General features: G+C 64.4%; 11 protein-coding genes. All 11 read left to right on the top strand.

The genetic code is table 11. The features are described from left to right. The first annotated feature begins 1 nt into the window (after position 1). Genes IMZ29_RS01120 through IMZ29_RS01070 form a run of 11 tightly spaced genes read left to right on the top strand, consistent with a single transcriptional unit; the run spans position 2 to position 12,363 of the window. Entirely contained in the window at positions 2-1,456 is a 1,455-nt protein-coding gene (locus tag IMZ29_RS01120; protein ID WP_371820054.1) for a replication-associated recombination protein A, read from the top strand. Between the two features lie 49 nt (positions 1,457-1,505). Further along, complete coding sequence (locus IMZ29_RS01115; protein WP_371820053.1) at positions 1,506-2,567, top strand: glycosyltransferase family 2 protein; 1,062 nt, start codon at positions 1,506-1,508, stop codon at positions 2,565-2,567. Between the two features lie 4 nt (positions 2,568-2,571). Continuing rightward, positions 2,572-3,639 (top strand): dTDP-glucose 4,6-dehydratase, encoded by a 1,068-nt coding sequence (rfbB, locus tag IMZ29_RS01110; protein ID WP_216179383.1) that lies wholly within the window; start codon positions 2,572-2,574, stop codon positions 3,637-3,639. Beyond that, complete coding sequence (gene rfbD / locus IMZ29_RS01105) at positions 3,636-4,532, top strand: dTDP-4-dehydrorhamnose reductase (RefSeq protein WP_253206625.1); 897 nt, start codon at positions 3,636-3,638, stop codon at positions 4,530-4,532. The genes rfbB and rfbD overlap by 4 nt, the downstream gene beginning before the upstream one ends. Beyond that, entirely contained in the window at positions 4,529-5,416 is an 888-nt protein-coding gene (gene rfbA / locus IMZ29_RS01100) for a glucose-1-phosphate thymidylyltransferase RfbA (RefSeq protein WP_216179378.1), read from the top strand. The genes rfbD and rfbA overlap by 4 nt, the downstream gene beginning before the upstream one ends. Then, positions 5,413-5,958, top strand: coding sequence for a dTDP-4-dehydrorhamnose 3,5-epimerase (rfbC, locus tag IMZ29_RS01095; protein ID WP_216179376.1), 546 nt, complete (start codon positions 5,413-5,415; stop codon positions 5,956-5,958). Before rfbA ends, rfbC begins: the two co-directional genes overlap by 4 nt. Continuing rightward, a complete protein-coding gene (locus IMZ29_RS01090; RefSeq protein WP_216179374.1) occupies positions 5,958-6,776 on the top strand; it encodes an ABC transporter permease in 819 nt (272 codons plus the stop codon). Before rfbC ends, IMZ29_RS01090 begins: the two co-directional genes overlap by 1 nt. Continuing rightward, positions 6,766-8,124, top strand: coding sequence for an ABC transporter ATP-binding protein (locus IMZ29_RS01085; protein ID WP_216179372.1), 1,359 nt, complete (start codon positions 6,766-6,768; stop codon positions 8,122-8,124). Before IMZ29_RS01090 ends, IMZ29_RS01085 begins: the two co-directional genes overlap by 11 nt. Then, positions 8,117-9,481 carry an FkbM family methyltransferase gene (locus tag IMZ29_RS01080; protein WP_216179370.1) on the top strand — a complete coding sequence of 455 codons (1,365 nt, stop codon included), beginning with the start codon at positions 8,117-8,119 and terminating at the stop codon, positions 9,479-9,481. The genes IMZ29_RS01085 and IMZ29_RS01080 overlap by 8 nt, the downstream gene beginning before the upstream one ends. Continuing rightward, on the top strand, positions 9,478-11,100 hold the full coding sequence (locus IMZ29_RS01075) for a glycosyltransferase (RefSeq protein WP_216179368.1): 1,623 nt from the start codon (positions 9,478-9,480) through the stop codon (positions 11,098-11,100). The genes IMZ29_RS01080 and IMZ29_RS01075 overlap by 4 nt, the downstream gene beginning before the upstream one ends. A 6-nt stretch (positions 11,101-11,106) precedes the next feature. Next, positions 11,107-12,363 carry a glycosyltransferase family protein gene (locus tag IMZ29_RS01070; RefSeq protein WP_216179366.1) on the top strand — a complete coding sequence of 419 codons (1,257 nt, stop codon included), beginning with the start codon at positions 11,107-11,109 and terminating at the stop codon, positions 12,361-12,363. Positions 12,364-12,430 lie beyond the last annotated feature (67 nt).

The following is a 12,430-nucleotide window of genomic DNA, read 5'->3' as shown; positions in this document are numbered from 1 at the left end:
CGTGGCCGACCTCTTTCGCGACAATCCGGCCTTCAGCGCACATGCGCCGCTGGCCGAGCGGCTGCGCCCGCGTGCGCTCGCGGACGTGGTGGGCCAGGCACATCTGCTGGGGCCGGGCAAGCCGCTGCGCGTGGCCTTCGAGTCGGGTCGGCCACACTCCATGATCTTCTGGGGGCCGCCGGGCGTGGGCAAGACGACGCTCGCTCGCCTCATGGCCGACGGGTTCGATGCCCAGTTCCTCGCCATTTCCGCGGTCCTGGGCGGTGTGAAGGACATTCGGGACGCGGTGGTGGCGGCCGAGGCGGCTCGGGCCCGTGGCCGGCGCACGATTCTGTTCGTCGACGAGGTCCATCGCTTCAACAAGGCCCAGCAGGATGCGTTTCTCCCTTACGTGGAGAACGGTCTTTTCACGTTCATCGGCGCGACGACCGAGAACCCTTCGTTCGAAGTGAATTCGGCCCTGTTGTCGCGTGCCCGCGTCTACGTCCTGCAACCGCTGACGCCGGAAGAGCTTGGCGAACTGGTCGAACGGGCGATCGCGGCTGACAGCGTGCCGCCCCCCAGCGATGACGGCGAAGCTTCGGCGGCCACCGAGCCTGTCGAGCCCGCGCTGACGTTCACAGACGACGCCAAGGTGCAGCTGGCCGCCTGGGCGGACGGCGATGCGCGTCGCGTGATCAATGCGGTGGAAGTCGTTGCCGAGGCGGCGCGCGGGGCAGGGCGCCACTATGTCGACCCGGAATGGCTCGAGACGGCGCTCTCGCAGAATCTGCGCCGATTCGACAAGGGCGGCGATGCGTTCTATGACCAGATCAGCGCCCTGCACAAATCCGTGCGCGGCTCTGATCCCGACGCTGCCCTGTACTGGCTCGCGCGCATGATGGATGGTGGGGCGGACCTGCGGTATCTCGCCCGGCGCATCGTGCGCATGGCCTGGGAGGACATCGGGCTTGCCGACCCGCGCGCCATGCAGATCGCCAATGACGCGGCGGCGACCAGCGAGCGCCTGGGTCCGCCCGAGGGGGAGCTCGCGCTGGCACAAGCCGTGATCTATCTGGCAGTGGCGGCCAAGAGCAACGCCGGCTACATGGCCTTCAACCGGGCGCGCGCCTTCGTGCGTCAGGACACGTCGCGCCAGGTGCCCGCTCACCTGAGAAACGCGCCCACCAAGCTCATGAAGGCGCTCGGTCACGGCAAGGCCTACCGTTACGCGCACGACGAGCCAAACGCCTACGCCGCTGGCGAAAGCTACCTGCCCGATGGCATGGCACGCCCGAACTGGTATCAGCCGGTCCGCGCGGACTCGAAGCCAAGATTCAGGAAAAACTCGCATTTCTTCGTGGATTGGACGCTGCTGCGGACAAGTCTTCCTGACGTCTGGGCGTGCGCACTGCCGCGATTTGCGCAGCACGCAGTCATTGAGTGGATTATTCGTATGCAAGTGTTACTGCGCTGACAGGTTTCCGCGTCTAAAATATTGCGGCCCTGTTTCAGCCGGAACCTTTGTGTCGAGTGTCGTCAATTCCCGCCAATCCCTGCCGCTCATGCCGGACGCCCCGCAGGACGTGAGTGCGGTGCGCAGCCGCGCGCGCCCGTTTGCGGGTGGCGATGCGTACGTCGACCGGGCGCCGTCAGCGGCACACGCGCGCGTGGGCATCCTGCTGTGCACCTACCAGGGCAGCGAACACCTGGCGAGCCAACTGGACTCCTTCACGCGACAAACACATACCGATTGGCAGGTCTGGGCGTCGGACGACGGCTCGGTTGATGGTACGCTTGCCATCCTCGAAAATTACGGCAGGCAGTGGAGGCCTGGTCAGTTGACCATCCTGGCAGGGCCACGTGCCGGTGCGACCAAGAATTTCCTGCAGTTGACGTGTCTGGATGCGCTCGATGCGCACGTCGACTATCTCGCGTATTCCGACCAAGACGACGTGTGGGAGAGCGACAAGCTCGAGCGCGCACTGGCTGCGTTGCGCGAGGTGCCCGCCGATGTGCCTGCGCTGTACTGCTCGCGCACGCGGCTGGTGGACGAGCACGATGCCGATCTGGGCCTGTCGCCGTTGTTTCGCAAGGGGCCCAGCTTTGCCAACGCCTTGGTGCAGAGCATCGGTGGCGGCAACACCATGGTGCTCAACGCGGCGGCGCGCGCTTTGATTCGTGCGGCCGGTCCGGGCGTGCCGGCTGCCTATCATGATTGGTGGGCCTATCTCGTGGTGACAGGCTGCGGCGGCCGGGTGATCTACGACACCGAACCGTCCCTGCGCTATCGCCAGCACAGCGCCAATCTCCTGGGCACCAATGTCACGTGGCGCTCCAAGTGGACGCGAATCCGCGGCTTGTGGGAAGGGCGCTTTCGCCGATGGAACGACGACAACATCGCGGCCTTGCGCACGCTGTCGAACCGACTCACGCCGGAAAATCGGGCGCTGCTGGAGCAGTTCGCCAAGGCGCGCGAGAAGTCGCTCGTGCCGCGCGTGGTCTCGCTCTGTCGTTGCGGCATCCATCGTCAAACGCTCCTGGGCAATCTTGGCCTCCTCGCAGCCGCCGTTTTGAAGAAGATCTGAATTCATGACTTTGCTCGTTACCGGCGGTGCCGGCTTCATTGGCAGTAACTTCGTCCTCGACTGGCTGGCTCGGCACGATGAGCCGATCGTCAACCTGGATCGACTCACCTATGCGGGCAATCTCGAGAATCTCGCCGCATTGCGTGACGATGCCCGGCACGTCTTCGTGCAGGGCGATATCGGTGATCGCGCCTTGCTCGACAGCCTGCTCGCCGAGCACCAGCCGCGCGCCATCGTGAACTTCGCCGCGGAAAGCCATGTGGATCGCTCCATCCATGGCCCCGAGGATTTCATCCAGACCAACGTGGTCGGCACCTTCCGGCTGTTGGAGGCGACGCGGTCCTATTGGGCCGCCCTCGCGCCCAATGCGCGCGAGGCCTTCCGTTTTCTGCATGTCAGCACGGATGAAGTCTATGGAACGCTGGCGCCGGATGCCGCTCCCTTCACCGAGCAGCACGCCACCGAGCCCAACAGCCCTTACAGCGCCAGTAAGGCAGCCAGCGATCACCTCGTGCGCGCGTGGCACCACACGTACGGGCTGCCGGTGATCACCACCAATTGCAGCAACAATTACGGCCCGTACCACTTCCCCGAGAAGCTGATTCCGCTCGTCATCGTCAACGCGCTGGCCGGCCGTGCGCTGCCGGTGTATGGCGACGGCATGCAGGTGCGCGACTGGCTGTACGTTAAGGATCACTGCAGCGCCATTCGCCGCGTGCTCGAGGCCGGCAGACTGGGCGAGGTCTACAACGTGGGCGGCTGGAACGAGAAGCCGAACATCGAGATCGTGCGCACCATCTGCGGTCTGCTCGATGAATTGCGCCCGCGCGCCGATGGCGGACGCTACGACGAACTCATCACCTACGTCACGGACCGCCCCGGCCACGATCGCCGCTATGCCATCGACGCCCGCAAGATCGAGCGCGACCTCGGCTGGCGTCCGGCGGAATCTTTTGAGACCGGCATCCGCAAGACGGTGGCGTGGTATCTCGACAATGCCGACTGGGTCACCCGCGTGCAGGACGGCTCCTATCGTGAATGGGTGGGCAAGCACTACGGAGCCAGCGCATGAGGATCTGGCTCACGGGGGGCAATGGCCAGGTCGGCTACGAGTTGCGGCGCTCGCTCGCGCTGCTGGGCGAGGTGCAGGCACCGGGGCGCGACGCCTGCGATCTGCAGGATCCGGATGCGATCCGCCGCGCCGTGCGCGAGTGGCAGCCTGACGTCATCGTCAACCCCGCCGCCTACACCGCGGTGGACAAGGCCGAGTCCGACAGCGCCGGTGCCGAGGCCGTGAACGTGCGCGCGCCTGCCGTGCTGGCCGAGGAAGCCGAGCGTCTGGGCGCCATGCTCGTGCACTTTTCCACGGATTATGTGTTCGACGGCACCCAGACGCAGCCCTACACGGAAGACGACACCACGAACCCGCAGGGCGTGTATGGCGCCACCAAGCTCGCCGGCGAAGTCGCCGTGCAGGCGGCCTGCTCGCGACATCTCATCCTGCGCACGAGCTGGGTGGTGGGCGCGCACGGCGGCAATTTCCTGAAGACCATGCTGCGCCTGGCCGGCCAGCGCGCATCGCTGAACGTCGTCGCCGACCAGACGGGCGCGCCGACCTCGGCCGATCTGCTCGCGGACCTCACCGCGCTGCTCGTGCGTGAGGCCTCGCGTGCGCCGACGGCCTTTCCCTACGGGCTCTATCACGCCACGGCCGCAGGCGCCACCACCTGGCACGCCTACGCACAGCACGTCGTGGCCCGAGCGGCCAAGGCCGGCCGGGCGCTGGCGGCAGGCCCGCAGGACATCCATCCGATCTCCACGGATCAATATCCGACGCCCGCGCGGCGTCCGGCCAATTCGCAACTCGACACCGGAAAGCTCAGCCGCACGTTCGGCCTGCGGCTGCCGTCCTGGCAGGACGGCGTGGACCGCGTTCTCGATCACGTCCTTCGGAATCCCTCATGACTCTTCAGCGCAAAGGTATCGTCCTCGCCGGCGGGGCGGGCACGCGCCTGCACCCGGCCACCCTGGCCATCAGCAAGCAACTGCTGCCGGTCTTCGACAAGCCGATGATCTACTACCCGCTCAGCACGCTCATGCTGGCGGGCATCCGTGACATCCTCATCATCAGCACGCCGCAGGACACGCCGCGCTTCGAGCATCTGCTGGGCGATGGCAGCCAGTGGGGCCTGAACCTGCAGTACGTGGTGCAGCCTTCGCCGGACGGCCTGGCGCAGGCCTTCGTGCTGGGTGAAGAATTCCTGGCGGGCAGCCCCTCGGCGCTGGTGCTGGGCGACAACATCTTCTACGGCCATGACTTCCCGCACCTGCTCGCCAACGCGATGGCGCGCGAGGAGGGCGCGAGCGTGTTCGCCTACCACGTGAACGATCCGGAGCGCTACGGCGTGGCCGAGTTCGACGCGAGCGGCCGCGTGCTGTCGCTGGAAGAAAAGCCCAAGCAGCCGAAGTCGAGCTACGCCGTGACCGGCCTGTATTTCTACGATGCCGATGTCGTGCATCACGCCAAGTCGCTCGCGCCGTCGCCGCGCGGGGAACTCGAGATCACGGACCTCAATCGCCGTTACCTGGAAGCGGGCAAACTCAGCGTCGAAATCATGGGTCGCGGCTACGCCTGGCTCGACACGGGCACGCACGAGTCGCTTCTCGAAGCCGGTCAGTTCATCGCCACAATCGAAAGCCGCCAGGGTCTGAAAGTGTGCTGCCCCGAGGAGATCGCGTATCGCCAGGGCTGGATCGATGCGGGCGCACTCGAGACGCTGGCCATGGCGTCGGCCAAGAACGGCTACGGGCAGTATCTCCTGCGCGTGCTGAAGGAGACGCAACGATGAAAGCCACGCCGCTTGCCATTCCGGACGTCGTGCTGATCGAGCCGCGCGTCTTTGCCGATGATCGGGGCTTCTTCTTCGAGAGCTTCAATCAGGCAGCCTTCGAAGCGGCCATCGGCCGGCCCGTCAATTTCGTGCAGGATAACCACAGCCGCAGCGGCAAGGACGTACTGCGCGGTCTGCACTATCAGATCCAGCAGCCGCAGGGCAAGCTGGTGCGCGTCGTGCAGGGCGAAGTCTTCGACGTCGCCGTGGACCTGCGCCGGCGCTCGCCCACGTTCGGGCAGTGGGTGGGGGCCGTCCTGTCGGCCGAGAACAAGCACCAGCTCTGGGTGCCCGAGGGCTTCGGTCACGGCTTCATCGTGTTGAGCGCGAGTGCCGAGTTCCTCTACAAGACCACGGATTACTACGCGCCCGCCCATGAGCGCTGCATCCGCTGGGACGATCCCGCCCTGAAGATCGATTGGCCCGCTGGCGTGCAGCCGGTCGTCTCGGCCAAGGACGCGCAGGGGCGCTTGCTGGTCGAGGCTGAGGTCTTTGCTTGATGCAAGCGTTTTCTGCCAGCCCGCGCGAGTTGGTTGCCAGTCTGTGGCGCAACCGCGCGCTCATCGGGGCGTCGGCGAAGCGTGAGGTGCTGGGCCGCTACCGCGGCTCGGCGCTGGGATTGCTGTGGTCTTTCTTCAATCCGCTACTCATGCTCTCCGTGTACACCTTCGTCTTCAGCGAGGTGTTCAACGCTCGGTGGGGTGCGGCGAGCCAGTCCAAGACCGAGTTCGCGCTGATCCTGTTTGCCGGGTTGCTCATTTTCAACGTGTTCTCCGAGTGCGCCAACCGCGCGCCGTCGCTGATCCTGTCGAACCCGAACTACGTGAAGAAAGTGGTCTTTCCGTTGGAGGTTCTCCCCGTGATCGCGCTGATGTCCGCGCTGTATCACTTCGTGGTGACCGTGGCGGTCTGGCTGGCAGCGTACGTCGTGATGTTCGGCGTGCCGCACGCCACGATTTTCTATCTGCCTTTGATCATCGGGCCGTTCTGTCTCTTCATCCTTGGGGTCTGCTGGGCGCTCGCTTCACTCGGCGTGTTCTTGCGCGACGTCGCGCAGATCATCGGGGTGCTGACGATGGCACTGATGTTCCTTAGCCCCATTTTTTACCCTGCCACGGCGGTTCCCGAGGCGTACCGACACATTCTCTCGCTCAATCCGTTGACCCAGGTCATCGAGAATTCGCGCGCGGTGATGTTCTGGGGGCGTGCCCCGGACTGGAGCTACGTCGGGTTCGCCTGGATCACAGCGGCGGTGATCGCATGGGTCGGGTTCGCATGGTTCCAGAAGACGCGCAAGGGGTTTGCCGATGTCCTCTGACGACTGGGTGATGCGGGTCGGGGGGCTCGCGAAGTGCTATCACATCTACGAACAGCCGAGGGATCGCCTGAAGCAGTTCGTGATGCCGCGCCTGCGCCGTAGTGTCGGGCTGTCTGCCAAGTCCTACTTCCGCGAGTTCTGGGCGTTGCGCGATGTCGGGTTCGAAGTGCGCCGTGGCGAAGCCGTGGGCATCGTCGGCCGCAACGGCAGTGGCAAGTCGACGCTGCTGCAACTCGTGTGCGGCACGCTCAATCCGACAGCCGGCGACGTCGAGGTGCGCGGGCGCGTGGCGGCGCTGCTGGAGCTTGGCTCAGGCTTCAATCCGGAGTTCTCGGGCCGCGAGAACGTCTATCTGAACGCCACGTTGCTCGGGTTGACGACCGAAGAGATCGACGCGCGATTCGATGAGATTGCCGCATTCGCCAACATCGGTCGCTTCATCGAGCAGCCGGTGAAGACGTATTCCAGCGGCATGTTCGTGCGCTTGGCGTTCGCCGTGATCGCGCACGTTGATGCCGACATCCTCGTCATCGACGAAGCCCTTGCGGTGGGCGATGTGTTCTTCCAGCAGAAGTGCATGCGCTTTCTCAAGCGCTTTCGCGAGAATGGCGGCAGTCTGCTGCTCGTGTCACACGACACCGCTGCCGTGCTCAGCATGTGCGAAAAGGCATTGCTGCTCTCGCCGATGGACCAGCGCAAACCCTATTTCGGCGGGGCCGAAGAGGTCTGCAAGGTCTATCTGGAAGATCTCTACGCCGATCCTTCGCGCGGCAATCCGGGGGCTGATGCTGACGACGTGGGCGCAGGCGCGCCGCTGCAGACCGTGTTCAGGGGCGAGCCTGAGGCCCCCGCCATGTACTCGGTGTCGCCGTTCAACCAGGAGGCGCGAGCCTTCGGTGAAGGCAAGGCCACCATCGTCGACGCGGGCTTCTTCGACGCCGACGGACGCCGGCTGAACGCGCTCAAGGCCGAGGACCGCGTGTCGTTGCGAATCGAGGTCAATGTCCATCAGCGGGTGGTGTTTCCCGCCTTTGGTTTCATGCTCAAGAATCGGCATGGCGAATTCCTCTTCACTGAAGGCACGGACAGTACATTCCGTTCGCATGGATTGTGTTTCGAGGCAGGCCAGAAGGCGGTGGCGAACTTTGAGTTCGACATGCCGCAGCTGATTCAAGGCGTCTACACCGTCAACGTGGCATTCGCCGAAGGCCTCGGGCACGAGCACCAGCAACAGCACTGGTTACACGACGCGCTGGTGCTGGAAGTGTTGCGCAGCCGCCAGGTACACGGATACTGCGGTGTCCACGGATTGGTTTCCAGAATCGAATTGGGCGGTGAGCATGGATGAGCCGACGCAGGCATGGGTCGAGGCACGGTACGGGCGCTTTGCCGTGCCTGATGGCAATGACCTGATTGGCGACTCGCTGCGCGAGTACGGCGAATGGGCGCAGGTCGAACTGGATTTGTTGGCGCATTTCATCCGACCGGGTCAGACCGTGTTGGATATCGGCGCGTTCATCGGTACGCATGCGCGCGCTTTCTCGGTCATGGTGGGCGAGACCGGCAAAGTGTGCGCCTTCGAGCCGAACGAGGCCGCGTATCGGTTGCTCGCGCTCAATGCGCAGCAGGCGCCCCTGCGCAATATCGACACGCGCAAGTTCGGGTTGGGGCGAGAGAAAGCGTTGTTGAGCGTGCGCCCGATGCAGGGCAATGGCGGTGGCTCCTCGCTCGAGGCCGCGGGCGGCGATGCTGGCATCGACGTCTGGCCGCTGGATGACGTGCCGCTCGACGGACCGGTGCATTTCCTCAAGCTCGACGTCGAGGGGATGGAGCTGGACGTGCTGGCCGGTGCCGAGCGTGTGATTCGCCGCCATTCGCCCATCCTCTTTCTGGAAGTCAATTCGCTCGAGAAATCCGGCGCCGCCCTGGCCTGGGCCAGGGTGCACGGCTATGCGAGCTTTGGCGTGATGACGCCGGCCTTCAATCCGGCCAATCTGCGTCAATCTGAGAACAACCATTTCGGCAACGGCCAGGAATGTGGGCTGTTGCTGTTACCACAGGCACAGCTGCCAACGTACCAGTCGGTGCTCGATGCCTGTGGCCTGCCGCGCATCGACACCCTCGATGCCCTGGCGCTACTGCTGTTGCACAAGCCGCAGTACCCCACTGAGATCCTGCCCCAGGGGCTCGGTGATCTTGCGAGTCTGGATTACCCATCGCCGCGCGCAGAGCGACTCGCGCAGGCGCTGGAGGGGCAGGCGCGCAAGATCCATGACCTCGAAGCCTTGCTCGCCGAGGAGCGGAGCCGTGCCGAAGCCGAGCACGCTGCCAAAGCCTATGCCGAGACGCTGGCGCTGGAGCGTCTGGCGCAGCTCGAGGCCATGGACACGCAACTGTCTGCTGTGCTCGCGGCAAAGGGGTTGGCAGAAAGCTTCGTGACGGCCCACGAGGCCAGTATTCAACAGCTGAACGACGAGATGGCGTTAGCGCGGACCGCTGCCGGTGCGGCGCAGGCGAGCATCACGGGCCTTGACGCGCACGTGGCCAGCCTGACCGCGCGCGTGGCCAGCCTTGAGGCGTTGCTGCGCGTGCAGGAGTCCGCCCTCGCGGCATTGCGCGAAGAGCTCGCCAGCATCCGTGCGCGCCGCAGCTACAAGCTGCTCGCCGCGGCGGGTCTCCTGCCCAAGGCGGGAGACGCGACATGAGCGGTCTGGTCTGGTCAGTCGATTCTCTGATCATCAAGGACAACGTGGTCTTCGGCTTCGGCTGGGCCTTCCACGAGCAGCAGGAGATTGTCAGCGCACGCATCCGCCTGGTTTGCCAGGATACGGAAGCCACGCAGGCGATCGGGGCCGACGTCGGCAAGTTGCGTGAAGACGTCGGACACGCCTTTCCAGGGCAGGCCCGGGCGTCCAACAGCGGCTTCGTCGTGTTCGGTGCCTATCAGGGCGCGGCGCTCACGGATGTCTTCCTCGATGTCACGCTGGCCGATGGTGCCGTCGTCGAGGCGCAGATCCCGGCGTCCAAGTTCGTCATGGCCAGCGACGCGAGAACAGCTTCGCACCGGGGCGCCGCGCTCCAGCAATTCCGGACACTCGCTCGCCGCGCATTCGGGCTCGTCAAGGCTATGAAATTCCGCAGCCTTGTCGAGAAGACCCGGCGCTACCTGAAAGGGCGGCCGCGTGCTGCGCTGACGCACCCCTCACAGTTGGGTGGCTACTTCCGTCAGTCCGAGCTCGATACGCTGTGTCTGATCGTCGATCACGACCTGGGCGGCGGGGCCAATCACTATCGCGCACGTCTGGTCGACGAGATGATCGCGCACGGCGCATCGGTCATCATCCTGAGCTTTCACGTGGCCACGCTCACGCACGTGCTCATCCTGCGCAATAGGCGCCTGGACGTGCGCTTGGCGGTCCCGAGCAAGAGCTTCCTGGTGGAGGCGGTCAGTAGCATGCCTGTCAAGGAAGTGATCTACAACACGGCAGTGTCGTTCGCCCGTCCGGAAGAGATTCCGGAGCTGCTGTTGAGTGTGAAATACCGCACTGGCGCACGGCTGAAAGTGCTAGCGCATGACTTCTACGTGGCTTGTCCGTCACACTTTCTGATCGATGCCAGTGGCAAGTACTGCGGGGCACCGGACCTGAGCGTGTGCAGGACCTGTCTGCCCGCTAACCCCCACGGGTTCGCAACTCTCTTTGCCGCACGCGATATCGGGACGTGGCGGGATCTCTGGGGCGCCATGCTGGCAGGGGCTGACGAGATCGTCGCCTTCTCGCAGAGCACCGCCGACATTCTCTGCCAAATCTACCCCCAGATCTCCCAGGCGCAGGTGGCGGTGGTGCCGCACGACACCACCTACCTGCGCAAAGGGGAGTTGCACGTGTCCAATACCCAGCAACTGCGCATCGGGGTGGTCGGGCAGATCGGCTTTCACAAGGGTTCGGCCTTCGTGAAAGCGCTCGCCGCCGAGATCAAGCGTCGTCAGTCGGATATCAAGATCGTCGTCATCGGTACGATCGAGTCAAACTGCGATACCGATGTCGTGCAGCAGACTGGACCTTATGCCCACGACGAGCTGCCGGATTTGATCGTGCGCTCGGGTGCGAATACGATGTTGTTCCCCTCCATCTGGCCGGAGACGTTCTCGTTCGTCGTCCAGGAGCTGATGGATCTGCATCTGCCCGTGGCCGCTTTCGATTTCGGGGCGCCGGCTGAACGCTTGGCCATCTATGACAAAGGCTGTGTTCTGGATTCCATGAATCCGGCGGCCGTCCTGGATCAGCTCATTTCATTCCATCGCAAGACCTATCTTGCTTCCTGAGTTCCTATGTCCGACATTCACGTCTTCACCAGCGCCGCTTTCAACTACATCCCGAAGGTCCGGATGCTGTTCCAGTCCATCCGCAAGCACCATCCGGAATGGAAACTGCACCTGGCCCTGGCCGACGAGCTTCGTCCGCACATCGACCTTTCCCAAGAGCCGTTCGACCAGGTTTGGGCGGTGGCCGATCTTGAGATCCCCGACTGGAAGGGTTGGGCGTACTGCCACACCATCGTCGAGCTCGCCACGGCCATCAAGCCTTTCGTGCTGGGCCGTCTTCTGGATTTGCCGGATGCAAAGAAGGTGATCTATCTCGATCCGGACACGGTCGCGTTCTCGCCGCTGGACGACATCATCGAGGCACTGGACAGCGCGAACATCGTGCTCACACCGCATCAGACGAAGCCGGAGACGTCGCTTCCGGCTGTCATCGACAACGAGATCTGCAGCCTCAAGCACGGTATCTACAACCTGGGCTTCGTGGCCGTCGCAGCCACGGATGTCGGTCGCGCCTTTGCCGCGTGGTGGGGCGAGCGCATCTATCACTTCTGCCGCGCAGACATCCCGAACGGTCTGTTCACGGACCAACGCTGGATCGATCTCGTGCCCGCTTTCTTCACGGACGTGGCGATCATGCGATCGAGCCGTCACAACGTGGCGACATGGAATCTGACCACGCGCGAGTTCAGCATCAGCGAGGACGGACAGTATCTGGTCGATGGTGAACCGCTCGGTTTCTACCACTTCACCGGTTTTGACAGTGGCGCCCACCGCATCATGGCGGCCAAGAATTCGCGCGACAACGCTTCGGTCAAGAAGCTCGTGGACTGGTACGACCACGAGACCGCAGCGCTGGCCCATGACCCGCTTGCGAAAGAGCGCTGGGCCTACGGCAGCTACTCCGATGGCACGCCGATCGGCAAGGCTGAGCGCCTGGTGTACCGCGAGCGGGTCGATCTGCAGCGCGCCTATCCCGACCCCTTTGACGCGACAGGCTACCTGGTCTGGTGGCGTCAGCAGGGCAAGGTCGAGTACCCCGGCCTCTTCGATGAGGCCACGCGCGAGCAGGCTATGGGCAAGCTGTCCTCGGTGCTCACCCCGGGTTATCGCGGTGGCAACGCCGAGGTCGATTGGCAGCGCATGCGCAGCCTGATGCGCCAGTCGCTCACGCAACCGCGCACGGCGTTGGCCCTGGGCAAGCGCAGCTGGGAGATTCTGCGTAACGAGGGCGTGGCCGGTATCAAGCGTCGCCTTGGTGGCTGACACCGCTTGCACGGAAGCGGGAGGGTAGAATGACGGCTTTCTCGCCGCGCTTGTCCGGGCGCGGCGG

Source organism: Verticiella alkaliphila, assembly GCF_018904615.1.
GTDB classification, from domain to species: Bacteria; Pseudomonadota; Gammaproteobacteria; order Burkholderiales; family Burkholderiaceae_B; genus Verticiella; species Verticiella alkaliphila.
The sequence above is the reverse complement of the archived record's forward strand: the minus strand, read 5'-3'. Positions and strand labels throughout refer to the sequence as shown.